Annotated in this window: 19 protein-coding genes; 7 read left to right on the forward strand and 12 right to left on the reverse strand. The window is 72.6% G+C overall.

The window, feature by feature from the left end:
- Window positions 1-83: 83 nt before the first annotated feature.
- The gene (locus OHA55_RS28985) at window positions 84-1,730 is read right to left on the reverse strand and encodes an extracellular solute-binding protein (protein WP_266712478.1); all 1,647 of its coding nucleotides are present in this window, start codon (window positions 1,728-1,730) and stop codon (window positions 84-86) included.
- Window positions 1,731-2,300: 570 nt separating this feature from the next.
- On the opposite strand from OHA55_RS28985, the gene OHA55_RS28990 reads away from it, so the two are divergent.
- Both OHA55_RS28990 and yicI read left to right on the forward strand, forming a co-directional pair.
- Window positions 2,301-5,186 (forward strand): glycoside hydrolase family 3 C-terminal domain-containing protein, encoded by a 2,886-nt coding sequence (locus tag OHA55_RS28990; RefSeq protein ID WP_266711867.1) that lies wholly within the window; start codon window positions 2,301-2,303, stop codon window positions 5,184-5,186.
- Window positions 5,187-5,247: 61 nt separating this feature from the next.
- Window positions 5,248-7,536: an alpha-xylosidase gene (gene yicI / locus OHA55_RS28995; protein ID WP_266711869.1), complete on the forward strand. Its 2,289-nt coding sequence runs from the start codon at window positions 5,248-5,250 to the stop codon at window positions 7,534-7,536.
- 268 nt (window positions 7,537-7,804) lie between these two features.
- Here yicI and OHA55_RS29000 read toward each other — a convergent pair whose 3' ends face one another.
- The 6 genes from OHA55_RS29000 to xylB all read right to left on the reverse strand — a co-directional run bounded on the left by OHA55_RS29000 (window position 7,805) and on the right by xylB (window position 15,192).
- A complete protein-coding gene (locus OHA55_RS29000) occupies window positions 7,805-8,707 on the reverse strand; it encodes a hypothetical protein (protein WP_266711871.1) in 903 nt (300 codons plus the stop codon).
- Window positions 8,708-8,795: 88 nt separating this feature from the next.
- On the reverse strand, window positions 8,796-9,380 hold the full coding sequence (locus tag OHA55_RS29005; protein WP_266711873.1) for a hypothetical protein: 585 nt from the start codon (window positions 9,378-9,380) through the stop codon (window positions 8,796-8,798).
- Between the two features lie 320 nt (window positions 9,381-9,700).
- The gene (locus tag OHA55_RS29010; protein WP_266711875.1) at window positions 9,701-11,281 is read right to left on the reverse strand and encodes an aspartate:alanine exchanger family transporter; all 1,581 of its coding nucleotides are present in this window, start codon (window positions 11,279-11,281) and stop codon (window positions 9,701-9,703) included.
- A 158-nt stretch (window positions 11,282-11,439) separates the two neighbouring features.
- Entirely contained in the window at window positions 11,440-12,330 is an 891-nt protein-coding gene (locus tag OHA55_RS29015) for a hypothetical protein (RefSeq protein ID WP_266711877.1), read from the reverse strand.
- Entirely contained in the window at window positions 12,330-13,601 is a 1,272-nt protein-coding gene (locus OHA55_RS29020) for a VWA domain-containing protein (RefSeq protein WP_266711879.1), read from the reverse strand. Before OHA55_RS29020 ends, OHA55_RS29015 begins: the two co-directional genes overlap by 1 nt.
- Before the next feature lie 100 nt (window positions 13,602-13,701).
- The gene (gene xylB / locus OHA55_RS29025) at window positions 13,702-15,192 is read right to left on the reverse strand and encodes a xylulokinase (protein WP_266711881.1); all 1,491 of its coding nucleotides are present in this window, start codon (window positions 15,190-15,192) and stop codon (window positions 13,702-13,704) included.
- Window positions 15,193-15,393: 201 nt separating this feature from the next.
- Here xylB and xylA point away from each other — a divergent pair, with 201 nt between their 5' ends.
- Complete coding sequence (xylA, locus tag OHA55_RS29030) at window positions 15,394-16,563, forward strand: xylose isomerase (protein ID WP_266711883.1); 1,170 nt, start codon at window positions 15,394-15,396, stop codon at window positions 16,561-16,563.
- A 134-nt stretch (window positions 16,564-16,697) separates the two neighbouring features.
- On the opposite strand, the gene OHA55_RS29035 is transcribed toward xylA, so the two are convergent.
- The 5 genes from OHA55_RS29035 to OHA55_RS29055 form a co-directional block, all read right to left on the reverse strand.
- On the reverse strand, window positions 16,698-17,129 hold the full coding sequence (locus OHA55_RS29035; protein ID WP_266711885.1) for a nuclear transport factor 2 family protein: 432 nt from the start codon (window positions 17,127-17,129) through the stop codon (window positions 16,698-16,700).
- A gap of 133 nt (window positions 17,130-17,262) precedes the next feature.
- Entirely contained in the window at window positions 17,263-18,507 is a 1,245-nt protein-coding gene (locus OHA55_RS29040) for an ROK family protein (protein WP_266711887.1), read from the reverse strand.
- A gap of 100 nt (window positions 18,508-18,607) precedes the next feature.
- Window positions 18,608-19,270 carry a DUF305 domain-containing protein gene (locus tag OHA55_RS29045; protein ID WP_266711889.1) on the reverse strand — a complete coding sequence of 221 codons (663 nt, stop codon included), beginning with the start codon at window positions 19,268-19,270 and terminating at the stop codon, window positions 18,608-18,610.
- Window positions 19,267-19,917 (reverse strand): DUF3105 domain-containing protein, encoded by a 651-nt coding sequence (locus OHA55_RS29050; protein ID WP_266711891.1) that lies wholly within the window; start codon window positions 19,915-19,917, stop codon window positions 19,267-19,269. Before OHA55_RS29050 ends, OHA55_RS29045 begins: the two co-directional genes overlap by 4 nt.
- 123 nt (window positions 19,918-20,040) lie before the next feature.
- Window positions 20,041-20,598: a hypothetical protein gene (locus OHA55_RS29055; RefSeq protein WP_266711893.1), complete on the reverse strand. Its 558-nt coding sequence runs from the start codon at window positions 20,596-20,598 to the stop codon at window positions 20,041-20,043.
- 71 nt (window positions 20,599-20,669) lie between these two features.
- Between OHA55_RS29055 and OHA55_RS29060 the strand changes: the two genes are divergently transcribed.
- The 4 genes from OHA55_RS29060 (at window position 20,670) to OHA55_RS29075 (ending at window position 26,315) form a co-directional block, all read left to right on the forward strand.
- On the forward strand, window positions 20,670-21,503 hold the full coding sequence (locus OHA55_RS29060; protein ID WP_266711895.1) for a phospholipid scramblase-related protein: 834 nt from the start codon (window positions 20,670-20,672) through the stop codon (window positions 21,501-21,503).
- A gap of 341 nt (window positions 21,504-21,844) precedes the next feature.
- Complete coding sequence (locus OHA55_RS29065; RefSeq protein ID WP_266711897.1) at window positions 21,845-24,064, forward strand: FUSC family protein; 2,220 nt, start codon at window positions 21,845-21,847, stop codon at window positions 24,062-24,064.
- 56 nt (window positions 24,065-24,120) lie between these two features.
- Window positions 24,121-25,812, forward strand: a complete 1,692-nt coding sequence (locus OHA55_RS29070) for an FUSC family protein (RefSeq protein ID WP_266711899.1) — start codon at window positions 24,121-24,123, stop codon at window positions 25,810-25,812.
- Window positions 25,809-26,315, forward strand: coding sequence for a MarR family winged helix-turn-helix transcriptional regulator (locus OHA55_RS29075; RefSeq protein WP_266711901.1), 507 nt, complete (start codon window positions 25,809-25,811; stop codon window positions 26,313-26,315). Before OHA55_RS29070 ends, OHA55_RS29075 begins: the two co-directional genes overlap by 4 nt.
- Window positions 26,316-26,333: the final 18 nt, after the last annotated feature.

Raw genomic sequence — 26,333 nt, forward strand, 5'->3', positions numbered from 1 at the left:
TGCTCCGCCCCGGCCGCCGGGCGTCACTGCGCCCGGCGGCCACTCTCCGTTTGTGCGTGGGTCCTGCCGACTGCCGCGTACGGTCAGTTGCCGGAGCCGTTCTTGTCGAGGATGTCCTGGTACCAGGAGCGGAGCTCGTCCCCGCCGCTCTTCTTCCAGGTCGACACCGCCGACTCCAGGTCGCCGACCTTCTTGCGCCCGCGCCGGATGTCCTTCTGCAGGTCGTCGAAGGGCGTGTACAGGGAGGCGTACCGCTGGGGCTCGACGATCTGCATGCCGAAGAAGAGAGGCTTCTTGATGTTCGGCGCCTGCCGGGCCATCCACCCCGCGTAGTCCTGGACCAGCTTCGGCTCGTCGGGGAAGGCGATGGTGTGCGGCGGGGAGGCGAGGAAGAGGAAGGTGGAGGGCTGGGCCTCCTGGATGCCCTGGTCGGTGAAGGTCGGCACGCCGCCCTTCACGTCGTAGTGGGTGCCCTGGACGCCGTAGTTGGTGAGCATGAACTCCTCGGTGCCGTACGGGGCGGCGGCGAAGTCGGCGATGGCGAGCATCTCCTCGATCTTCGCCTTGGGGAGCTTCTTGCTGAGGAAGGTGAAGATCCCGGCCGGGTCGTCCTGCCAGAGGACCGGCTTGCCGCCGTCGGCCGAGAAGAAGTCCAGCGCCTGCATGTCGAACTTCGGGTTGGCGGTCTTCTGTTCGGTCACCATGCCCTTCCAGCCGCCGGTGCCGTCGTTGTACATGACGATGTGGCCGCTGGTGAAGCGGATCTTGGAGTCCGCGTCCTTGTTCGCCTCGGCGTCCGGGTGGACGTAGCCGAGGTCGTGGAGCTTGCGCGCGAAGGCCAGGGCCTCGCGGTACTCCTTCGTCTCGAGCTTGTGGACGAGCTTGCCGTCCTGGAGCTGCCAGTAGTGCGGGGCGTCCGGCAGCACGCCGTAGATCTTCTGGATGCAGGTCCACAGGTCGTCGAAGGCCCAGACCTTGCTCTTCGGCGCGGTGTACTCCTTGCCGAAGGCGAGCAGGTCGTCGGCGCTGGCCGGGACCGCGCCGGAGCCGATGATGTCCTTGCGGTAGAAGATCGCGTTGCCGATGACCGGCGACGGCATGGGCAGGCCGCGCAGCTTGCCGCCGAAGACCGAGTACTGCCAGGCGCCGGTGGGGATGTTGGCGAGGTTCGGGTACTTCTTCACCCCGTCGCCGGCCAGGTACGGGCTGAGGTCGGCGAACTTCGCGGTGATGGCGTTGCGGATCTGGCCCTGCATGTTCCAGCCGGGGATGGTGACCGCGTCCGGGATGTCGTCACCGGCGAGGACGGCACCGATCTTGTCCTGGTAGGTGTTGCCGTCCTGGGGGTCGAAGTTCAGCGTCGCGCCGACGGCCTTGTTGATCGCCGTGTAGTACGGGTTGTTCTTCTTGGGGACGGTGCCCCACAGCGGGGTCATGACCCGGAAGGAAGAGCCCTTGCCGGGGACCGTCTTGACCGACTTCGCCAGCGGGTCGGGCAGCTTGGTGAAACCGGGGCTCGATCCGTTGACGCTGGCCACGTCGGGCTGCACCAGGTCGGAGGGGACGTAGCTCGGCACGACCTTGCTGAGTGCCTTGCCGGTCGTCGTGCCCTCCCTGGTCCCCGAGTCGGATCCGGAACCGCCGCACGCGGCCAGCAGCGGTACGCCGCCTGCCACGGCCACCGCTGCGAAGGCGCTCGAAGCGAGGAAGCTCCGGCGGTTCGGCGTCATGGCTGCGAGGCCCGTCGCGTTGTTCTCGGACCGGTTCGTGGCGGGGGAGGAATTCGGCGTCATTGCGTCAACCCTTCATGGCGCACCAGGACGACACCCGGCGGGCGACCGCCGTTCGGCTCCTGAGTCTGAGGTGGGCGTAACTGGACGGAACCGCTCGGATCGAGCGGTACACGACCGGGCGGTGACGGCTTGAAGCCACCGCCGGCGGCGAGACCGGGAACGGACCCCGGGGGACCAGGCCACCCGGGGCACTTTCCGGAGACACCGGCTGAGCACCCTCGAAACGCTGTCGAAGCGCTTCGATGTTGCAGCGAGGTTAAGTGAAGGGGACCGGCCGCACAAGAGTTCGCCCGCACATTCCTCGGAGCTGTTTCCGTAACGTTTCCCGCGTTCCTGGGCGGCTCCTGTGAGCCGGGCAGGCCGAGTCAACCCCCTTGCACTCTTGACACTTTGCCGGTCGGGCACCGAGCATCGAAGCGCTTCGAAAGATCACTCGCTGATGTTCCGAAGGACCTGCGGTAGCCCACGGCTCCGCCAGACCTCCCACCTTTCCAAGGGGACCCGCACGTGACGGACCTTCCGCTTCCCTTCCGCGACCCGCAGTTGCCCTTCGAGGCGCGCGTCGACGACCTGCTCCAGCGGCTCACGACCGACGAACGGATCGCGATGCTGCACCAGTTCGCGCCGCCCGTGGAGCGGCTGGGGCTGGCCGCCTTCCGTACCGGCCAGGAGGCGCTGCACGGTGTGGCCTGGATGGGCGGGGCGACCGTCTTCCCCCAGGCCGTCGGCCTCGGCGCCACCTGGAACGACGACCTGGTGCGCCGGGTCGGCGAAGCCGTGGGCAACGAGGTGCGGGCCAAGCGCCGGAACGACGACCGGGTCGGCCTCAACGTCTGGGCCCCGACAGTGAACCTCCTGCGCCACCCGCTGTGGGGGCGCGGCGAGGAGGGCTACTCCGAGGACCCCGCGCTCACCTCCGCCATAGCCGTCGCGTACACCCGCGGCCTGCGCGGCGAACACCCCCGCTACTGGCGCACCGCCCCGGTCCTCAAGCACTGGCTCGCCCACAACAACGAGACCGACCGCGACACCGCCTCCTCCTCCGTGCGCCCCCGCGTCCTGCACGAGTACGACCTGCGTGCCTTCCGCGACGCGGTCCGCGCCGGAGCGGTCGCCGGGGTCATGCCGGCCTACAACCTCGTCAACGGGCGCCCCAACCATGTCTCCCCGCTGCTCGGCGAGCAGCTGCGGCAGTGGACCGACCAGCCCCTGGTCGTCTGCTCCGACGCCGGCGCACCCTCCAACCTGGTCGACTCCGAGCACTACTTCGACACCCACGAGGAGGCCACCGCCGCCTCCCTCAAGGCGGGCGTCGACAGCTTCACCGACCACGGCACGGACTCCTCCGTGATGACCGGCCGCATCCGCGACGCGCTCGCCAAGGGCCTGCTCGACCCCGAGGACATCGACCGGGCGGTGCGCAGGCTGCTCCATCTGCGCTTCGCGCTCGGCGAGTTCGACCCGGAGCTCGACCCCTACGCGGACACCGACGACTTCGACACCCCCGCGCATCGCGAACTCGCCCTGGAGACCGCCGAACAGGCCACCGTCCTGCTCAAGAACGACGGCCTGCTGCCACTCGCCCCGCGCGCGGGCCGGAAGATCGCGGTCGTCGGCCTGCTCGCCGACGCCTGCAAGCTCGACTGGTACAGCGGTACCCTGCTGCACCGTTCCACCCCGCTCGACGGGCTGCGCGCCCGCTTCGGCGCGGACGACGTGCTGTACGCCGAGGGCGTCGACAAGGTCCTGCTGACCTGTGACGGCGGCCAACTCCTCGTACCGGCGGCCCAGGCGGAGACCGGCGGGGCCCGCGGCGAGGAAGGAGCCCTCGACCCGGCGCTCCTCACCGGCCGCACCGACCTCCCGCCGCTCGTCGCGGCCCCCGAGGGAACCGCCCTGGCCCTGGTCGACTGGGGCGACGGCGTCCTCACCCTGCGCACCGACGAGGGGCTGTACCTCTCCGTCGCCGAGGACGGCTTCGTCCGCGCGTCCGCCGAGGAGCCGGGCGGCTGGATCGTCCAGGAGACGTTCCGCCTGGAAGCGGTCGAGGGACACGACGCAGGACACCGCCTTCTGCACATCGGTACGGGTGGGTACGTGTCTGTCGCCGCCGAGGGCGCAAAGGTTGCCGAGGACGGCGAAAAGATTCCGGCCGGCCGCGCGACCGTCTTCCGCGTCGAGACCGTCGAGAGCGGCGCGGACGAGGTCGCCCGGATCGCGGCCGAGGCCGACACCGTGGTCGTCGTCGCGGGCAACGACCCGCACATCAACGGCCGCGAGACCGAGGACCGCACCACCCTCGCCCTCCCCTCCCAGCAGGAGAAGCTCTGGCGCGCCGCACACGCCGCCAACCCGCGTACCGTGCTCGTCCTCACCTCCGCCTACCCGTACGCCGTACCGGAGGCCGCCGCCGCACTCCCCGCCCTGCTGTGGACCGCCCACGGCGGCCAGGCGGCCGGCACCGCGCTCGCCCGGGTCCTCACCGGGGACGTCTCCCCGGCCGGACGGCTCCCGCAGACCTGGTACGCCTCCGACGCCGACCTGCCGGACCTCTTCGACTACGACGTCGTCGGATCCCGCCAGACGTACCTCTACTTCGACGGCACCCCGCTCTACCCGTTCGGCCACGGGCTCTCCTACGCCTCCTTCGGGTACACGGACCTCACCGTCGCCCGCGAGGACGACCTGCTCCGGGTCGCCCTGACCGTCACCCACACCGGCGGGGCCCCCTCCGACGAGGTCGCCCAGCTCTACGTACGCCGCACCGGACCGGACGCCGCCCGCCTGCCGCTGCGCAAGCTGGCCGGCCACCGCAGGCTGCACCTCGCCCCCGGCGGTTCGGAGCGGGTCGAATTCCTCGTGCCGGTGGCCGAGTTGGGTCACTGGGACGTGGCGCACGGCCGTTGGGCCGTGGAGCCGGGCGCGTACGAGCTGCTGGCCGGGGCCTCCAGTGCGGACATCCGGCTCACCGCCGGAGTGGAGCTCGGTGGAGAGCCCTCCGGGCCCCGCCCCGTCCTCACCGCCGGCATCGGGGCGGCCGACTACGACGAGCAGCACGGCACGGAGATCGTCGACCGCGCGAAGACCGACGGCGACGCCGTCACCGCGACCACCGGCGCAGCGGAGGAAGGCGGCCTGCTGGTCTTCGAAGCCTGCGACTTCGGGCCCGGTGTGCACGGCGTCACCGTCCACGCGGCGGGCGGGGGCACGGTCGGGATCGAGACGGACGGCGCCACCGCGACCGTCGAACTCCCCGCCGGTGGCGGCCCGTACGACTACCGGTCCGTGACCGCGGAATTCGCGGCGGACGGGGTGGCGGACCTCCGGGTCACCCTGCGCGGCGCCCTGCGCCTCGCACGCCTCGCCTTCACCCCGGCGGGAGCGTCCGAGTGACCCGGCACCGCACCGCGGCAGCCCGTACTCCGCTCACCACCGCCCACGACAAGGAGTCCTCATGAAGTTCACCGACGGATTCTGGCTCATGCGGGAGGGAGTCACCGCCTCCTACGCCACCGAGATCCGTGATCTTCGGGTGGACGCCGACCGGATCACCGCCCACGCGGCGGTCATGCGGGTCACCGGGCGGGGCGACACTCTCAACACCCCCCTGATCACGGTCGAATGCTTCACACCCGCCGAGGGGATCATCGGCATCCGCGCCACCCACCACGCGGGGAAGGCCAACCATGGCCCGGACTTCGAGCTGTCCGTGGACGCGGCGCCGCACGCCTCGGTGCGTACCACGCGGGAGGGCTCGGTCGCCGAACTCACCAGCGGGCCACTGACCTTGAGACTCGACAAGGACGGACCCTGGGGTCTCGCCTTCCTCGACGCGGACGGCCGCCGGCTCACCGGCGTGGACCGCAAGGGCACCGCCTTCGCCACCACTCCCGACGGCGCCCACCACATGATCGCCCAACTCGCCCTGGCCGTCGGGGAGAACGTCTACGGCCTCGGTGAGCGGTTCACCCCCTTCGTCAAGAACGGCCAGGTCGTCGACGTCTGGCAGGCGGACGGCGGCACCAGTAGCGAACTGGCTTACAAGAACATCCCGTTCTACCTCTCCTCGCGCGGCTACGGCGTCTTCGTCAACCACCCCGGCAAGGTGGCCTTCGAGGTCGGCTCGGAGTCCGTGGGCCAGGTGCAGTTCAGCGTCGAGGACCAGACGCTGGAGTACTACGTCGTCGCCGGCCCGACGCCCAAGGACGTCCTGGCCCGCTACACCGCCCTCACCGGCCGCCCCGCGCTCCCCCCGGCCTGGTCCTTCGGGCTGTGGCTCACCACCTCCTTCTGCACCGCGTACGACGAGGAAACGGTGACCTCCTTCGTGGAGGGCATGGCCGAACGCGACATCCCGCTCTCCGTCTTCCACTTCGACTGCTTCTGGATGCGTGAGTACCAGTGGTCGGACTTCCTCTGGGACCCGGACGTCTTCCCCGACCCGGAAGGGATGCTGGCCCGCCTCAAGGAACGCGGACTGCGCATCAGCATGTGGATCAACCCCTACATCGCCCAGAAATCAGCCCTGTTCGCCGAAGGCGCCGAGAAGGGCTACCTCGTCCGCAGGCCCAACGGCGACGTCTGGCAGTGGGACCTCTGGCAGCCGGGCATGGCCCTGGTGGACTTCACCAACCCCGAGGCGACCGCCTGGTTCCAGAGCAAGCTGAAGGTCCTGCTCGACCAGGGAGTCGACTGCTTCAAGACCGACTTCGGCGAGCGCATCCCGACGGACGTCGTCTGGCACGACGGCTCCGACCCCGAGCGGATGCACAACTACTACGCGCAGATCTACAACCGCGCGGTCTTCGAACTCCTGGAGAAGGAGCGGGGAAGCGGTGAGGCAGTCCTCTTCGCCCGCTCCGCCACCGCGGGCGGCCAGCAGTTCCCCGTCCACTGGGGCGGCGACTGCTTCGCCTCCTTCAACGCGATGGCCGAATCCCTGCGCGGCGGCCTCTCGCTGAGCCTGTCCGGCTTCGGATTCTGGAGCCACGACATCGGCGGCTTCGAAGGCACCCCCGACCCGGACGTCTTCAAGCGCTGGGTCGCCTTCGGCCTCCTCTCCTCGCACAGCCGCCTCCACGGCAACGTCTCCTACCGCGTGCCGTGGGAGTTCGGCGAGGAAGCCGTCGATGTGACACGGCAGTTCACCCTCCTCAAGCACCGCCTGATGCCCTACCTCTACGGTGCCGCCGCCGAGGCCCACCGCACCGGCGTCCCGATGATGCGCCCGATGCTGCTGGAGTTCCCGGACGACCCGGCGACCCGCACCCTGGACCGGCAGTACATGCTCGGCCCGGACCTGCTCGTCGCCCCGGTCTTCTCGGCCGAGGGCGAGGTGGAGTACTACGTCCCCGAGGGCACCTGGACCCACCTGCTCACCGGCGAAACGGTCACCGGACCGGTCTGGCGCCAGGAGACCCACGGCTTCGACAGCCTCCCGCTGTACGTCCGCCCCGGCGCGGTGCTCCCCTGGGGCAGCGACGACCAGCGCCCGGACGGCGACTGGCTCGCCGACCTCACCCTGCGGGCCTTCGGCCCGGCCCCGCGGTCCGGGACGGCCACTACCTCGGTCACCGTCCCCGGCCTGACCGGCGAACCCGCCGCGACCTTCCACGTCACCCGTGACGAGGACGGCGTACGGGTCACCGCGGAAGGCAGCGGCCGGCCCTTCCGCGTCACGGTCGAGGCGACGGGCGCCACGGCGGAGGGAACCGGCACGGTGGAGGTGCCGCACCTCGGCTGAGGAGGGGGCCGCGGGTGAGGGGCTCCACGGACGAGGCGTCTACGGACGAGGGGCCCCACGGGTCAGGGGCGGATCAGCGAGGGTCTCCCGCCGGTCCCCCTGGTCCCGGCCCCGTCCGTTCCCCGCGATCCTCACTCGGCACTCGGCACTCGGCACTCGGCACTCGGCACTCGGCACTCGGCACTCGGCACTCGGCACCCGACACCCGGCACCCGGCACCCGGCACCGGACACCCGGAGCCCGATACCCGCCTCGGCCCTCGGACGGCTCACGACCAGCGTTCGAGTTCGGCGTCGATGCGGGGGTCGGTGCGGACCCACACCTCACCGGTGGCGGCTCCCGGCGGGGCATCGACGCGCTCGAGGCCCAGTGTCCGGATCAGGCCCAGCAGCTCCTCCCGCGTCTCGCCCGCCTCTTCGAGGGTCCACCCGTCGAACAGGACGTAGTGCACGTCCCACCGGTCGTTGTACCCGTCGTCGGCCCAGAGCTTGCAGAAGCGGTCCACCGCCTCCCGGTCGTGCGGCGCGGTCCGGGACCCGTCCTGATCCTGCGCGGCGGTCGCGGCGAAGCCTCTTCCGACGTCTTCGGCGCTCCACCACCGCGCCGCCTCCGCGACGGCGGAGGGGGAGAAGTCCTCCATCGCGAGGAAGCCGTCCAGCAGACGGCCGACCCCGGTGTCCTCGATGCCCGCACCGGTCTCCTGAAGCCGGGTCACCAGCCCGTCCGCCATGGCGCAGGGGCCGGAGAAATGGAAGACCCCGGTGGCCGCCACCAGGGTGCCACCGTCCGGGTGCGGGACGACGGGCGTGGTGTCCGCGCGGGGCACGTCCCTCACCAGAGCGAGGAGGTCCGCCGGTACGCCCTCGTACAGCGCGGCCTGCGCACGGGCGTCGCCGGGGGAGTTGAGCACGCCGGCGGGGTCGAACGTCACCAGCAGGGCACGGCCGTCGGCCGCCATCCAGGCGTTGACGCTGCCGCCTTCGCCGTTGCCGAAACCGAGGTGCGTGACCCCACCGGCCGTGGCCGGCTCCCGTCCGTCGGCGCGGGTCAGGACCTCCAGCCGGCGGCGCAGCTCGCGCGGGTGGGTCCGCCGCAGTACGGACGCGTCGAACTCGTCGCGGAGCCGCTTCTGGTCCTTGCTCGGCTCATCGCTGATGGTCAGTGCTCTCATTGCCGTCCTCGTTGTATGGGCAGGGGATCATCGGCGGACGGGTCTGCCGCAGCTCCGGCGATCGTGAACCGCGTCCGTATTCGTTGTCTCAGGCGCCGGTTTCCGCGAGCGGCCACGACCAGACCACGTCGGCGGCGTCCCGTTCTCCGACGATCCGCCGGCGGCGCGATGCTTCGCGTTTCGTTCCCGGGTTGAGCGGCCCGTACCGGACCCAGTCCTTCGGGACGACGTGGAGAGCCAGTGTGTCCCACCCGGGCCGCCGGTCCACCGCGTGCACGAGCATCACGGCGAAGCGCTGGACGCACCACAGGCACTCCCACGGCGGTCCGGTGACGACGGCTCCGGCCTCGACGAGTTTCCGGCCGTACCCGTCCTCGGCATCGAGCTCCATCTCCGCACGGGAGTCGTCCCCTCCGTAGAAGTGGACGTAAGCGCGTCGCAGGCCGCGCCTGATGTCCGACAGGGGCTCGGTCCCACTGGCGTCGCCGTCCTCCCGCGCGGGGGCCACCGCGAGCGGGAAGATCGCGTACGTGCCCCTGTCGACCACGGGGAAGCCGAGCTCCGCCCACCGCGGAGTCTTCTCGGAGAACCTGTGACCGAGCACGCGCTCCAGCTCGCGCATGATCGACAGCCCGTCCGAGATCCTCTCCGTCTTCTGTTCGATTCCGGTCACCGGGCTCCCGTCTCCACCGACTCCGGCATTGTTCCGTGCCGACCGACCCGATCATGCACCGGGCCACTGACACCGGTGCCGGGCGGACGTCCCGATGCCCTCCCGGTGACTCGGACCGACCGTGCCGGGAAACGGCCCTCCGCTGCCTCCGGATCGGTGTCGGACGGGTTCGGGCAGTTGGCGTCGTACCAGTCGTTCGGCGCCCGCCGGAAGCGGAACTGCTCCTCGCTCAACCGGCCCTGCCGGGCAGTCCCGTTGGCCAGAGCGAAGACTCCGAGGTACTGCCTCCGCCGGTGGAGGGCCGTGCCCTGGGCCCCGGATCACAGCCCCACGAGGAGCTGCACGCAGACGATCTTCACCAGGATGCTCAGCGCGAACAGGGTCGAATAGCCGCTGTTGACCCGGCTGTCACTCGTCCTGCTGTTGGTGTACGCGAGGATCGCCGGGTTGCCCACGTACCCCGAGAGCAGCCCCATGGTCCGCTCCCGGCTCTGGCCGAGCGCCTTCGCTACCAGGACCATCAGCGCGTAGCTGACGAGCGCGCCGGCCACCAGGACCGCCAGCAGTTTCAGGCCGAACAGGGAGAACGCGTTCTCGCGGAAGGAGTAGCCGGAGCCGAGGCCGACGATGGCCAGGAAGAGCAGCAGTCCGATCTGGCGGAGGGTGAGGTTGGCCCGGGTCGGCAGCGTCCACACCAGGGGGCCGGTGCGCCGCCGCCAGCCGAGGAACATGCCCATCACCAGGGGACCCGCCCCGGTGCCGAGGGCCAGGGTGGTGCTGCCGAGGGTCAGTGACGGGATGCCGATGAGGAAGCCCAGCGCGAGGCCGAGACCGAGGCTCACCGCGCTGACCTCGCTGACCTTCGCCTCCGTGTCGCCGAGGAAACGGGTGACTTCGGCGGAGCGCTCGCGTGGCATGACCACCCGGAGCCGGTCGTCCAGCTGGAGGACGAGGCCGTCGTGGGCGAGCATGTCGAAGTCGCCGCGTCGCACCCGGCTGACGGCCGCTCCGTAGGTGTCGGCCAGGCGGAGTTCGGCGACCGTGTGGCCCGCCAGGTCCGGGTTGGTGAGCAGGACGCGGCGGTAGTCCACGGTGGACCGGTCGTCGAGCAGATGCGCCTGGGCGAGCTCGCCGAGGCGGACGGTCGCCGCCGACACGTCGTCCTCGCCGCCCACCACCTCGACCAGGTCGCCCGGGTGCAGCCGGTCCAGACGGACGGCGACCCGGGGCGCGGCGCCCACCGCCCGGTACTCGCTGGCCAGGACGCGGTGCTCGGCGACGCCCGGCACGTCCGCCCACGCGATCTCGCGGGTGACGTGCACCGTCCGGGTGACGAGGGTCGAGGGCAGGCCGGAGTCGGGGTCGCGCCGGGCGGTCCACCGGCGGCGGGAGGCGATGGCGGCGATGAACATGATGGTGATCACCACGGCGAACGGGTAGCCGATCGCGTAACCGACGGCGGGCTGCGCCGGGTCCTCGGACGCGGCCTGGGCGGCGGCGAGGCCCGGGGTGGTGGTCCCGATGCCCGCGAAGCCGCCGGCGAGGAACGGACCGCTGATCCCGAGCGCTCCGTGGCCGAGCGCGCCCACCACGACGGCGGTGACGACGAGCGCCACGATCGCACCGGCCATCACGGCGAGCTGGCCCCGGAGTTCACGGAAGAAGGCGGGGCCGGACTCCAGCCCGACCGTGTAGACGTACAGGGCCAGTCCCAGCGCCGACGCTCCCGCGGGCAGGGCGGCGGCGATGTCCTTGTCCAGGGCGCCCACGAAGAGCCCGACGAAGAGCACGCCCGCCGCGCCGAGCCTGACCGGGCCGAAGCGCACCATGCCGAGCAGCGCGCCGACCGTGATCACCGAGAACACGGTCACCCAGGGGTTGTCCGCGAAGAACTGCCACACGCGCGCTGCCTCCTGGTGTCCGATCCGCATGGGGGCTTTCGGGGGCAGCTTCCGGCAGCCCCGCACGGCCCGCCACTCGGCGGCGTACGGCCCGGACACGACCGCGCCGCCGTCCCGGGAAGGGAACGGCGGCGCGGCACGCAGGGGTCACAACGCCGTCAGACGCCCGGCGGCAGGTGCGACGGGCGGCCCCGGCCGCGCGTCACGGAGTAGCCGAAGACACCGGCCAGGGCCGCGAGCACCGCACCGCCCGCGCTCCACAGCCAGCGCTGCGTCCACCAGCCGGAGGACCAGCCGTCCTCCGGCTCGCTGCCGGCCACCACGACCGGCTCGTCCGTGGCGCCGTCGGTGGGGGAGGCCGACGCGGTGGAGCCGGCGGCGGCGCGTACGGCGGAGGAGCCGGGCACCAGCGGCTCGGAGAGCGTGCCGTCCACGTCGTGCGCGCTGCCCGCGTCGATCGAGGTGGCCTCCACCCGGGCCCCGATGGGCTGGCCGAGGTCGGTGTCGGGCAGGTCCAGCACGGTCAGCCGCACGTAGTAGCTGCCCGGCAGCGGGTCGTTGGCCCACGGCTCGGACCAGGCACGCACCGGGCGCAGTACGCAGTCGAGCTCGACCGTCGCCGCGTCGGCCGCCGCCGAGCGGGTCTGGTGGCCGTACATGCACGCCTGGCGGCGGCGCAGCCCGTCGTAGACGTCGATCTGCCAGGTGGACGCCCCGTGCCGGAGCGACGCCTCGGGGAGGGTCACGGTGGCCCGTACGGTCGGCCGCTGCCCGGCGTCGGCCGGGAAGACCCAGTAGAGGTAGTCGCCCACCGAGGCCTGCGCGGTGCCCGCCTGGTCCTGCTGGAGGGCGGTCGCGGTACGGAAGGTGGTGCCGGCTTCGGTGGGACCGGCTTCCGAGCCGTCCTCCGGGCTCGCCGAGGCGGACGGGTCGTCCGCCAGGGCCGGGCCCGCGGTGGGGAACAGGGCGAGACCGGCGACCAGGGCGCCCGCGCTCGCGCGCAGCACCCGGTGGGTGCGGGTGGTCCGGATACGGGGAGTCGTACGCATCAGTTGGTCCTCCATACGGCGACGCGCCAGCGCGAGATCCAGCCGAACAGCAGACCGGCCAGCAGACCGGCGAGCAGCATCAGGCCCAGGAACCACCAGCCGCGGCCGAGGCCGAAGGCCGCGGTGTCCGCCGCGTCGTCGGGGGAGTCCACCACGTCGATGGTCAGCTCGACCGGCATGCCGGGGCCGGTCTTCGCGGAGGTGGGGGAGGAGAAGGAGTCGCCGAGCTGGAGACAGACGGCCTCGGCCGTCTCGGCGTCGGCGTCGTCGTCCGCCTCGGCCTTGGGGTAGCGCAGCCCGGTGGAGATGGCGTCGGTACGGCCGGTGCCCGATTCGGAGCCCCGGACGATCTCCCGTCCGTGCGTGGTGACCGCGCGCAGCAGGATGCCGTAGTCGTTGTTGACGGCCCGGTCGGCCGAGACACTGGCGGAGGCCCGCAGCTCCTGGCCGGGCAGGACGTTCACCCGGTACCAGCGGTGCTCGCCGAGCTTGGCGCGGTCCGTGTAGAGGCCGGGGGTGAGCTCGGGGGCCTTGGCGCAACTGGCCGCGCCCTCGGTCGCCACCGGGGTGACGACGGGTTCGGCGGCGCGGTCCACCAGCTGGGTGACCCGGTGCGACAGGTCCTCCTTGTGCTGGACGGCCGTGTACGTACCGCCGGTGGCCTCGGCGATGCAGGTCAGCTGCTGCCGGATCTTCGCGTTGGGCACCAGGCCCAGGGTGTCGATCACCAGGTGCACCCCGCGGGCGGCGATGTCGCGCGCCACCTCGCACGGGTCGAGCGGGCCGCAGGTGTCCTCGCCGTCGGTGATCAGGACGATCCGCCGGGTGGAATCACCCCCGTCCAGGTCGTCCGCCGCGCCGAGCAGAGCCGGGCCGATCGGGGTCCAGCCGGTGGGTGCGAGGGTCGCGACCGCGGTCTTCGCGTCGGTGCGGTCCAACGGCCCGACCGGGTACAGCTGCTTGGTGTCCTTGCAGCCGACCTGGCGGTCGTCGCCCGGGTAGTCGGCGCCGAGCGTGCGTATGCCGAGCTGGACCTCCTCGGGGACGGCGTCCAGCACGTCGTTGAACGCCTGCTTGGCCGCGCTCATCCGGGACTCGCCGTCGATGTCGCGGGTGCGCATGGACCCGCTGACGTCGAGGACCAGTTCGACCTTGGGCGAGGAGGCGGTGGGGGGTTCGTCGGCGGCGGCCGGCACGGCGGTGCCGATTCCGGCGGCCAGGGTGGCGAGGAACAGGCCCACCCCGGTCGTCAGCCGTTTGGTTGTGATCATCGCCGGATCCTATTGAACATCGGTTCGCATCCCCAAACCCGCTGCGCGGAAGCGGGTTCGGGGATGCCCGAGGTGATCCGGCGGTGCTCCCGGGGTGCCGTCAGCCGCCGAGAAGGGACTGCGCGGACCGGTCGAGCACCGATCCGATCCGCTCCCAGGCCGCCGTGTCCCGCTCGACCGCGTCGAGTTGACGGTCCGTCCCCGCCGTGCCGTTGCCGTTCCACGCGGTGGCCAGGGCGACCGGGTCGCCGCCGCCGGCCGCCGCGGCGGCGAGCGCGGCGGCGCCGAGGGCCACCAACTCGCCGTTGGCGGGCAGCACCAGGGGCCGGCCGGAGAGCCGGCGCACGGTCTCGATCCAGGTGGTGCCCTGCGCGCCGCCGCCGATCAGGCGCAGCGGGCGGGCGGCGACCTCCGGGTCCGCCGGGTCGAGCCCGCAGGCGCGGAGCAGTTCGTCCATGGCGTGCAGCACGGTGAACACCGCGCCTTCGTAGGCGGCGCCCAGAAGTTGCTGCGGGGTGGTGTCGTGGCGCAGACCGGTGAGCAGGCCGGAGGCGTGCGGCAGGTCGGGGGTGCGCTCGCCGTCCAGGTACGGAAGGAGGACGGCTTCGCCGCCGGGTGACGCGTCGTCACGGTGGAGGCCCAGCAGGCCGGCCACCTTGTCCACGGCGAGGGTGCAGTTCAGCGTGCAGGCGAGCGGGAGGTACGTTCCGTCCGCCGCCGCGAAACCGGCGAGCGCGGGGGAGGCGGGCCGGGTGCGGGAGGCCGCGAAGACGGTGCCGGAGGTGCCGAGGCTGAGCACCGGGTGGTCGAGCAGTCCCTCGGCGCCGAGGCCGAGGCCGACCGCGGCGGCCATGTTGTCGCCGGTGCCGGCCGCGACGGCGATGCCGGCGGGCAGCCCGAGCGCCTCGGCGGCCTCGGCGGTCAGCGAACCGGCGCGGGCGCCGCCGGTGGGGGCGACCTCGGGCAGCAGTGCCGCGTCCAGGCCGATCAGGGCGAGCAGCTCGGGGTCGTACGCGCCGGTGGCGGTGGAGTACCAGCAGGTGCCCGAGGCGTCGCCCGGGTCGGTCACCGCGACACCGGTGAGACGCTCGGTGAGGAAGTCGTGCGGGAGGCGGACGGCCGCGGTGGCGGCCGCGGTCTCCGGTTCGTTCTCGCGCAGCCACTGCCACTTGGACGCGGTCATCGAGGCGACCGGCACCGAGCCGGTGCGGGCCGTCCACGCCTCGGGGCCGCCGAGCGCCTCGGTGAGGGCGGCGGCCTGCGGGGCGGAGCGGGTGTCGTTCCAGAGCAGCGCGGGGCGCAGCGGGCGGCCGTCGGCGTCCAGCACCACGAGCCCGTGCTGCTGCCCGGCGACCGCGATGCCCGTGACGGTCGATGCGGGGACCTGGGCCTCCTTCATCCCGGCGGCCACCGCGTCGCGCAGCGCCTGCCACCACACCTCGGGGTCGCTCTCGCGGGCGCCGCCCTCGCCGAGGACCACGTGCGGGGCGCGGCCCACGGCGAGGATCTCGCCGGTGACGGCATCGGTGACAGCTGCTTTGGTGGACTGGGTGGAACTGTCCACACCGATGACGACCGTGCGCGGCGGCATGGCTACCTCTTCTCGTGCTGCGGGATTTGCTCGTTCGCCAAACAAATTACGTGATCGGATGGGGTGCGAACAGGGGCGCGAAGACTTTTTGGTGCCCAAGGGTTTCCCATCCGGCCGTCCGGGTGCCATATTAGTAATGGCACTGAACAAATTGGTCGGTCGGCAGAGCAGCCGTCCGGGCCCGTCGATCAAGAGGCAGACATGTCGGACCGCTTCACTCCCACTTCCGCTGACAAGTTCACCTTCGGTCTCTGGACCGTGGGCTGGCGGGGCAACGACCCCTTCGGCGAGCCGACCCGTCCGGCGCTGGACCCGGTCGAGTCCGTCGAGAAGCTCGCGGAGCTCGGCGCGCACGGTGTGACGTTCCACGACGACGACCTGATCCCGTTCGGGTCCTCGGACAGCGAGCGCGCCGCGGTGATCGGCCGGTTCAAGGACGCTCTGGAGCGCACCGGCCTGAAGGTCCCGATGGCCACCACCAACCTGTTCACGCACCCCGTGTTCAAGGACGGCGGCTTCACCTCCAACGACCGTGACGTCCGCCGCTACGCGCTGCGCAAGGTCATCCGCAACATCGACCTCGCCGCCGAGCTCGGCGCCGAGACCTACGTCGCCTGGGGCGGCCGCGAGGGCGCCGAGTCCGGCGGCGCCAAGGACGTCCGCGACGCCCTCGACCGCATGAAGGAAGCCTTCGACCTCCTCGGCGAGTACGTCACCGACAAGGGCTACGACATCCGCTTCGCGATCGAGCCCAAGCCCAACGAGCCCCGCGGCGACATCCTCCTGCCCACCGTCGGCCACGCCCTCGCCTTCATCGAGCGCCTGGAACGCCCCGAGCTCTACGGCGTGAACCCCGAGGTCGGCCACGAGCAGATGGCCGGGCTCAACTTCCCCCACGGCATCGCCCAGGCCCTGTGGGCCGGCAAGCTCTACCACATCGACCTCAACGGCCAGTCCGGCATCAAGTACGACCAGGACTTCCGCTTCGGCGCCGGCGACCTGCGCCAGGCCTTCTGGCTCGTCGACCTCCTGGAGAACTCCGACTACACCGGCCCCCGCCACTTCGACTTCAAGCCGGTGCGCACCGACGGCATCGACGGCGTCTGGGAGTCCGCGAAGAACTGCATGCGCAACTACCTGATCCTCAAGGAGCGCGCCGCCGCCTTCCGCAACGACCCCGCCGTCCAGGAAGCCCTCACCGCCTCCCGCCTGGACGAGCTCGCCACCCCGACCGCCGCCGACGGCCTCAAGGGCCTCCTCGCCGACACCTCCGCCTACGAGGACTTCGACGTCGACGCCGCCGCCCAGCGCTCCATGGCCTTCGAAGCCCTCGACCAGCTCGCCCTGGACCACCTCCTCGGCGTCCGCTGACCCCAGGGGTACCGCGACACCCGCGACTCGCGACACGCGATGCTCAACCGGCAGGGGCCGGGCCGTCCGGCGGGACGGCCCGGCCCCTGCCGGTTCGTGTGCGCGAGCGCCGGTCGGGCGCGCCCCAGCGGTGCTCAGCCCCGGGACGCCGCGACGCCGAAGCCGTCCATGTAATCGCGCACGCGGACGATCAGACCGTCCCGCACGTGCAGGATCAGCAGCCCGGGGACGGTGAAGGTGAGGCCCCGGGCGGGCAGCGAACCCACCACCACGTGCTCGGAGACGATCACCCCCGGGTCGCCGGTCTCGTACACGGTGACGTCGCGGATCTCCGTGACCTCGGCCGGACTCGCGCCCCAGGCCGCCCGGTAACCCGCGCGGACCTCCTCGCGCCCCTCGAAGCGTTCGGGGAAGCCGGGGCTGGTGAACGGGAACTCGTGCACCGCGTCGACCGCGTAGAGATCCGCGAGATCGTCGGCGGCCATCGACAACATGGCCCGGTGGTAGTGCTCCAGCACCACGCGCGGGGTGGGTGCGACTGGAATCCCGGGGTCCGGCTCGGTCACGGCGATCACTCCGTTCGGGCGGCCGCGAAGGCAGGTGCGAAGACGGACGCGAGATGGCCGCTGGGTGCCAACGCGTCACCACCGGGGGCCAGTTGGCGCCCCGGTGGTGGCACGCTACCAGGACCGGTTCTTCTCACCGCTCCCGGCCGGCGTACGCCACCGGGTCGGCCAGGACGTCCTGCATCACCAGGGCCGCCGCGCCCCGTGCCGCGTCCCCGGCCACCGAGGACGCCCGCAGCCTGCCGCTGCCCGGGGACCAGAGACCGGAGACCACCCGGCCGGTCAGTTCCTCGTCGGCCGGCCCGGACAGCCAGGGCATCAGGCTCCGGAAGATCCCGCCGAGCACCACGGCGTCCGGGTCGATCAGGTTCACCGCGCCCGACAGGACGCGGCCCAGCATGCGGCCCGCCTCGCCGACCGCCGCTGTGGCGCGCGCGTCGCCCGAGCGCACCCTGCGCTCCAGCTCGACCACCGCCGCACCGCCCCCGGCCCCCTCTATGCCCGCCGCCCGCAACAGCGCCGCCTGACCCGCGTACTGCTCCAGGCAGCCGCGCGAGCCGCACCGGCACTCGGGGCCCTCAGGGTCCACGACGACATGGCCGATCTCCCCGGCGAAGCCGTGCGCGCCGCGCAGCAGCTCGCCACCGATCACCAGGGCGCCGCCGACACCGATCTCGCCCGTCAGGTAGAGGAAGCTGCGGACGTCGCCGAGGCCGCCGAACCACAGCTCGGCCAGCGCCGCCAGGTTCGCCTCGTTCTCCGAGCTGACGGGCAGCGGGCCGAGCCCCGGGTTCAGTACGGCGAGTGCCTCGGCGAACAGACGCTCCGCCGGGACGCGGTTCCAGCCGAGGTTCGGCGCCTGGCGCACCGCGCCGCCCGAGACGAGGCCCGGCAGGGCGAGCGCCGCGCCCACCGGGGCGAGCTCCTGCTCGTGGGCCGAGTCCAGGGTTCGCGCGGCGATCCGGGCGGCGCGCACCAGGACCTCCTCGGGCGGTTCCCCCCGGTTGTCCAGATGCTCCGTCTGCCGTACCCGTCCGGTGCCCGCCAGGTCGACGACGCAGACCGAGACGTAGTCGATGTTGATCTCCACCCCGATGCCCGCGGGCCCGGTGCGGGCGACCTTGAGCGCGGTGCCGGGACGCCCCGCCTGACCGCTGAAGGTCTTGCCGGACTCGGTGAGGAAGCCGGTCTCCAGCAACTGTTCGACCAGTGAGGAGACCGCGGCCCGCGTGAGCCCCACGCGGGCCGCGACGCCGGCCCTGGTCGCCTCGCCGGTTTCGTCCTCGTCGCGGACGGCACGCAGTACGAGACTGAGATTGTGCCGTCGGACGGTGTCCTTGTCGGCCTTGGGGCCCAGCTGCGTGAGGTGATTCTTCATATCGCCACCGAGCCTATGTGACGGCGGGGGCGACGGTACCGGAGAGGGGAGGAATCGTGCATTCCGAACGGATCTCCACCCGCTCCCGGTGCCGCCGCCGTCAGGCTTTCGCGCCGCGCTCGCGGAGCATGTCCGCCATGAGCGCGATCTCCGACCGCTGACCGCGCACCATGCCGGCGGCGAGGTTCGTGATCGCGTCGGTGGTGGCCGAGTCGGCCGCCGCCTGCGCCATCTCCGCCCCTGCGGTGTGGTGGGCCGTCATGAGCCGCAGATAGAGGATCTCGGCTTCCTCGCCCTTGGCCGCACGCAGCGCGTCCAGCTGGGTGTCGGTGGCCATGCCGGGCATCAGCGCCCCGTCGTGCGGCGTGAAGGTGTGGCCCATCCACCGCATCGGCGGGACCGGTGAACTCTTCGCCAGCCCCCACAGCTCCAGCCAGCCGAGCATCATCCCGCGCTGGTTGGCCTGGGTGTTGATGATGTCGTACGCGAGCCGGCGCACCTCCTCGTCGTCCGTACGGTCCCGGACGATGAACGACATCTCGACGGCCTGCTGGTGATGTACGGACATGTCCCGGGCGAAACCGGCGTCCACCGAACCGTCCGCGGGCGCCGACCGCGCGGCCTCCGAAGCGGCGCCGGAGCCGGAGGAAGAGGCGGAGGACGGCCGTACGACCATCAGCGCCACCAGCCCCAGGGCGAGCAGCAGCACGGCGACGCCGGCCACCGCCAGCCGTGACCCCGCCGCGCGGCCGGCGCTCGTCACTTGGAGATCCCGCCGGTGCAGGCGGCACCCGGCTCCGGCGTCTGCGCGCCCTGCACGTACTTGGTGAAGAACTGGGCGACCCGCGGGTCGGAAGCACTGGTCACGGTGACCTGCTTGCCCCAGGCGCTCAGGATCAACGGGTCCGCCTGGTCCTCCAGCGGGCTCATCAGGGAGTACGTGGTGTTCTTGACCCGCTCGGCGAGGGCCTTCACGTCGGCGTCCGCGGCCTTGCTGTTGTAGGTGACCCATACGGCGCCGTGTTCCATGGAGTGGACGGCGTTCTCCTTCGGTATCGCCTCGGTGTAGACGTCGGCGTCGCAGTTCATCCAGACCGGATTGTGGTCGCCGCCGACCGGCGGGTTCATCGGGTAGGAGACCGGCGTCTCGACGTGGTTCTGTGTCAGCTTGTCCCAGCTGCGCTCACCCGCGATGGCGCCGGTCTTCGCCTTCGCCTCGGCCTTGTCCTTGTCGTCGGCCTTCGTCATCAGATAGCCGCCGCCGGCGACCAGGGCGGCGACCACCACGACGGCGGCCGAGATGGTGAGGATCCTGACGCGGCGCTCGCGGCCGCGCTCCTTGCGCCGCGCCTCCTCCAGCTTGGCGCGGCGCGCGGAGGAGGGGGAGTTCTGGTTCTGGGTCGAAGTCATGGGATCGTCCTCGGAATTCGGCATCGACGGGAAGTACGCGGGGAGAATGGCGCTCCGGGCGGGCCGGTGACAACACCCCCTCGAACGGGGCCTCTTGTCCGGCTCGCGGCTGCGGGGCGGCCCTCAGGTCCGCTGGACGCCGAGGCGGAGCCGGTCCACGGCCTGCGTGGCGGTGTCCGAGGGTCCCCGGATCGGGGTGACGCCCGGGCTGGGCGCGAGGGGGCCGATACCGTCGGGGTGCGGCAGTGCGACGGGTGACGCGAGGGCGGGCGGCAGGGCGGCCGCCGCACACCCGGGGGAGCCGTGACAGGAACTGTCGGGCCCATGTCCGGCCGGGGCGTAGGCGCGTACGTCCTGGACCTCGGGCACCTCGGCCGGGTGTACGAGGGTGAGCGTCGCCCGAGCCGTCGTTCCGGCGGGCGCGTTGCCCACCGCCCCGCCCTCCACGGTCCCCGCCGCGGCGCTCGCGCCGAGGGAACAGCAGAGCAGGACGAGCACCGCCGACAGGGCCGCCCACGGGAGCGCGGCGGCGGCCCGGCGGGCCCGCGGCCGTGCGGCACTCGCCCCACGGCCCCACCGGGGCAAGGGAGTTGGCCGACCTGCCCGGGGCGGGCGGAGCGAGGGCGTGCCCGCGGGCATGGCGTCCCCCCGCACGCTCTCCGGTGTCCTCAGCCTCGTCATCGCCGCCACAGTACAGGTGTGTGAAGTTTCAAGAATGTGCCGGGAGTCCCGTCGCGGGATAGTGTGCCTCGGTGACCACGACCTCGAACATACCTGCGGGTTGGTTCCCTGATCCGCATGGCGCCACGGAGCTGCTCCGCTACTGGGACGGTTCCCAGTGGACCGAGCACACCCACCCCGCCGCGGGCACCCAGCCCACGGCCCCGGCAGGCGCTCCGCAGACCGCCGCCGTGCAGGCGCCGGCTCCTCTGGCGGCCGTGCCCCAGCAGAAGAACGCGCCCGCCCAGCCCGGCCAGATCAGCGCCGGAACGCTCTTCGATCAGCAGGTCCTGGTGGTGAACCAGAAGGCCAAGCTGATCGAGGTGACGAACGAGTACCGCGTCTTCGACCAGCAGGGCGCGACCCTCGGTTCGGTCGTCGAGGTCGGGCAGGGCCTGATCCGCAAGATCCTGCGCTTCGTCTCCAGCTGGGACCAGTTCCTGACGCACCGTCTGGAGATCCGGGACGCCTACGGTCAGCCGCAGCTGCTGCTGACCCGCCCCGCCAAGTTCATCAAGTCGCGCGTGATCGTCCAGCGACCGGACGGACAGCTGGTCGGTGAGATCGTCCAGCAGAACGCGATCGGCAAGATCAACTTCGCGATCATGGTGGACGGCCAGAAGGTCGGCGCGATCAAGGCCGAGAACTGGCGCGCCTGGAACTTCGCGATCGTCGACCAGAACGACGCGGAGATCGCCCGGATCACCAAGACCTGGGAAGGGCTCGCCAAGACGCTCTTCACCTCGGCGGACAACTACGTCCTCCAGATCCACTACCAGCTGCCCGAGCCGATGCTCAGCCTCGTCATCGCGACGGCGCTCACCGTGGACACCGCCCTCAAGCAGGACTCGCGCGGACTCGGCTGAGCCGCGCCCCCACCGTCACCGGTTCCCCGTACGCACGACGCGTACGGGGAACCGGTGTTTTCCGCGTGCGGGGTTTCCAAGGCCCCGGGGTTTCCGGGGGCCGGTCTCCCGCGGGCACCGCGAGCGGGTGCCCCCGTGCCGGTCGACAATGACGGGACGGCCGGGTGGCCCTGTCCAGGTGCCGCCGGTGCCGTCGGCAGTGTGGGTGCGGTCGGGGAAGGAGGGCGCGGCATGCGGACCCGACCGCTCCGTGCGGCCTCTCCGTCACGGACACTCCCGCGGACGCCCGGACCTGCCCTCCGGCCCGGTGCGGAAGGTCCGGGGGCCGGGGGAGCGCCGGCGTGAGCGCCGCGCCGCGGCGGGCCGCGTTCCTGCGCAGATCCGTCCGCGTCACGGTGGCCGCGAGCGTCGGCTTCTACCCCATGCTGTACGCCGCCGGACTTCCGGTCACCGCCCTGTACGCGCTCTTCGCACCCATCGCCATGGGTCTGCTCTCCGCCGTTCCGGGCTCGGGCCGTCAGCAGGCGTCCGACATCCTGCGGGTCATCCCCCCGGCCCTGGCGGTGGCGGCCCTCGGGACGCTGCTCGCGGTGAACACCTGGGCGGCCACCGGCGGCATGCTCGTCATCGGCTTCGTCCTGGCGTTCGCGGCCGTGGCCGGACCCCGCGCGGCCGGCGTGGGACCCGGCCTCCAGCTCTTCTACATCCTGGCCTGCTTCCCTCCCTACGCGCCCCACACGCTCCTGGAGCGGCTGGCCGGGCTGAGTCTCGGCCTGCTCCTGCTCGCGGCCTGCGAGATCCTCCTGCCCGACCCGGCCGTCCCCACCTACCGGCAACGCCTCGCCGCCGGACTGCGGACCGCGGCTCACGAAGCGCGCGCCGGAGGTATGCCGCCCCGGCGGCTGCGCGAGGCCGGAGCGACCATGCGGCTGTCCCACGTACCGCCCGCCGAGCGGCCCGCCGGAGCGGGTCGCACCGACCGGGCGCTGGAACAGGCCGGCCGCGCGGTACGCCGGCTCCTCGGCCAGCTGGCCTCCCTCGCCGAGGCCCACCCGGAAGGGCGTGATCAGGCGTCCGCGACCCTCCTCGGCCGCGTCGGAACGCTGTGCGAGGAGTGCGCGCGCGCCCTGACCGAGGGGACCCGTCCACCGGCGCCCGAAACCCTGGAGCACGCGATGCGGAGCTTCCAGGCCTATCGCGTCCGCCTCGCCGCCGGACCACCGGGCCCCGACGGGCCCCCGACCGCCCAGGGGGCCGAACCCGCGGGCCGGCCCCCGTACGCCCGGCCGCCGACCGCCCTGCTCCGCAGGCAGTCCCGGGTGCTGGCGCTGGCCGAGTCCGCCCGCGTCGCAGGGGTCGCCCTGGACATCGCGCTGAACGGCGTACCGGCCCGCACCCCCGCCCCCCGGGCGATGTTCTGGTACGCGGAGCTCGCCACACCGCGCCTGTGGGCCCGGCGGGTCCTCGGCAACGTGACCCTGCGCTCGGTGCTCTTCCAGAACGCCGTGCGGACCGCACTGGGCCTCGCGGCGGCCCGGCTGGTGGCCGGATCCCTCGACCTGACCCACGGGTTCTGGGTACTGCTCGTCGTGCTGACGCTGGGGCGCTCCACCGTGGGGGCCACCTGGCAGGCGGTCCGCGGAGCCGTGGCCGGCAATGCCGCCGGGGCCGTGGTGGCGGGCGCGCTGCTGATCGGGATCGGCCCGCTGACCGAGGCGTACGCCGTACTCCTCGCCCCGCTGATGCTGCTGGCATTCTTCGGCGGGCCGATGCTGGGGATCGCCTGCACGCAGGGGCTCTTCACGCTGGTCGTGGCCACGGCCTTCGCCCAGATCTCCCCGGTCACCTGGCGTCTCTCGGAGGCGCGGATGGTCGACGTCGTCACCGGCAGCGTGATCGGACTGCTCTGCGGGCTGCTGGCCTGGCCCGCCGGGGCCCGGCACGAGGTCCGGCGCGCCATGGCGGGGCTGCTGCGTACCTGCGGCGCGCTGGTGCCCGCCACGGCGGAGGCGCTGCTGACCACCCCACCGGGAGAGCGGACCGTGCCGGGGACCCTTGCGAGCCTGCACCGGATGCGCCTCGCGGAGGCGGCGTACGCCCAGTACCGCACCGAGGCGTCCGCCGGGGCGGGAGGTTCCGAGGCCGACTGGCACGCGGTGCTCGTCGCGGCCGACGACATGCTCTGGGGCGCGCACCGGCTGCCCCTCTTCGGCCTCCGTCCCGCGGAGCCGGAGCCGCCGGACGGAGGCGGGCCGGACGACTCCCGGTCGGAGGAGTGGACCAGGCGCAGTGCGGCAGCGCTGGAGGGGGCGGCCGGACGGATCGCGGTGCGGCTCGGCGACGGGTCCGCCGCGGCCGGATCCCGTGCGGCCGGGTTCCCGGGCGGACGGCCGCCGGTCCCGCCCTCCGTCGACCTGGAGGTGTGGATCGCCGGCCTCGGCCATCAGCTCCAGCGAATCGAGGCGTCCCTGGCCCCACCGGAGCAGGACCCGCCGGAGCAGGACCCGCCGGAGCAGGCCCCGCCGGAGCCGCGACAGGACCCGCCGGACCGGGAGCCGTAGACGAGCGGACCGCCGCCGATATCGTTTACGGGTGTAATACCTGTTAAAGTAAATGGGTGAGTGATACAACGACCCTTCCCCGGCGCCCATCCGTCCGCAGGCTTCCCCTGAAGGCGGCACTCCGCCTCAACCACCCCTCGGACACCTGGTTCAAGCCGGCGCTGAGCGTGGTCGTCGCCTCCCTCGTACCGAACCTGCTGCTCTTCGCGGTCGACCGGCTGGACCTCGTGATGTACACGATGGCCGGGTCGCTCTGCGCCCTGTACGGGCACGCCCTTCCGTACGCCCGCCGCGCCGGGACCGTCGCGCGCGTGGTCGTCGGCATGACCGCCGGGCTGGCCGTGTCACTGGTCGCGGGCTCGCTCACCCACTCCACCGCGATACTCATCGCCGTCGGCGCCCTGCTCGCCGCCGTGCAGAAGGCGCTCTGCGACGCGTCCCGCATCGGGCCGCCCGCGCACGTGATCTTCACCTTCGTCACCTCCGCGGCCCTCTTCGCGCCCCAGCACATCGGCCAGGTGCCCGGGCACCTGGCGCTCACCCTCGCCGCCGGCGCCTTCTCCTGGTGCGTCACCGCGGCCCCCGCCCTGCTGCGCCGCGAAGGGCCCGAGCGCCGCGCCACCGCCCGCGCCCTGGACGCCGCGGCCGCCTGCGTCGCCGACCCCGGCCCCCGTACCCGGGGCGCCGCCGCCGCCGCGGTGCACGGAGCCTGGCAGTCGCTGCTCGCCTCCGGCCGGGCCACCCCCACCCGCCGGGCGCTGGAACGTCTCGTCGTGCACGCCGAGGCCGCGCTCGCCGAAAGCTCCCCGACCGGTCACCGCGCCGCCGCCGACCCGGCGCAGCTGCGCGAGTGGGCCGCGCTGACCCGGGCACGCGGGCCCGTCCCGATGCCGCCCGCCGCCCCCGGCACCACCGCCGAGCTCTACGGCATCGACGCCGAACGCGCCGGCCGCCGGGTCCGCGCGAAGAGGGGCGAGCTGCTCCGCCGCCTCGGCCCCGGCTCCCACATGCTGCCCATCGCCGTCCGCACCCTCATCGGCTGCGCCCTCGCCGGTTACGCCTGCCAGGCGCTCGGAGTCGGCCGCCCCTACTGGGCGATCGTCACCGCCGCCTCCCTCTACCAGGCCAACGTCACCCTCTCCTGGAACCGCGCCCTCCAGCGCACGCTGGGCAATCTGCTCGGAGTGCTCGTCTTCGCCGCCGTCCTCCCGCTCAGCCGGATGAGCCCGCTGCTTCTGATCCTCTGCGTCCTCTGCTTCAACTTCGCCGCCGAGGCCCTCATCACGCGCAACTACTGGCTCGGGTCGGTCGCGGTCACCCCGATGGCGCTCCTGGTCATCGAGTTCGGCGGCGCCCACCCCGCCGGAGAACTCGTCGGCGACCGGGTCGTCGACACCGTGGTCGGCGCGGCCGTCGGCTTCCTCGCCGCCGTACTGGTCACCAACCGCCGGGCCACCGGCCGGGTCGAACGGGCCCTGGAGGCCACCGAATGCGCCCGCGCCCACGCCGTACGCGTCCTCGCCGACGACACCGCCGACCCCGCCTCCCTCGACGCTTCCCGCCGCGGCCTCACCGCCTCCCTGGTCGAGCTGCGCGAGGCCGGCGACACCGCCGCCGGCGAGTGGTGGCAGCGCGCCCTCCCGGAGGAGGATCTCCTCGCGGCCGAGCGGGCCGGACACCGTACGCTCGCGGCGACGGCACAACGGCAAGGGCTCATCTCCCTGGCCCCGGAGAACGGAGCGGTGTGAGCGACGACATCGTGGCCTCGGTGGTACGGCAGTGGCAGGCGGTGAGCCCCGGCCTCGACACCGGCCCCATGGAGCTGATCGGCCGGATCAACCGCTGCGCGGCACTCCTCCAGCAGGCCGAGGACGCCCCGCTGCGCGCAGCCGGACTGAACCGCGCCGAGTTCGACCTGCTCGGTGCGGTACGCCGCACCGGCCGCGAGCTCACCCCCGGCGAACTCGCCCGCGAGACCTTCTCCTCCGGTGCCGCCGTCACCAAGCGGTTGCGTGCTCTCACCGAACGCGGCCTCGTCGAGCGCCGGGGCGACGACCGGGACCGCAGGGTCGCCCTCGTCCGTCTCACCGAGGAGGGGCGCGGCCTCGTCGACCGGCTGCTGCCCCAGCAACTCGCCTACGAACGCACCGTGCTGGCCGGACTGGACGAGCCGGCCCGCGACCGCCTCAGCGCCCAGCTCAGCGAACTGCTGGTGCAGCTGGAGGGGCGGCTGGGCGGCGCCGGGCGCTGAGCCCGAGCCCGCTCTTCT

Origin of the sequence: Streptomyces sp. NBC_00102 (assembly GCF_026343115.1) — a bacterium.
GTDB lineage: Bacteria > Actinomycetota > Actinomycetes > Streptomycetales > Streptomycetaceae > Streptomyces.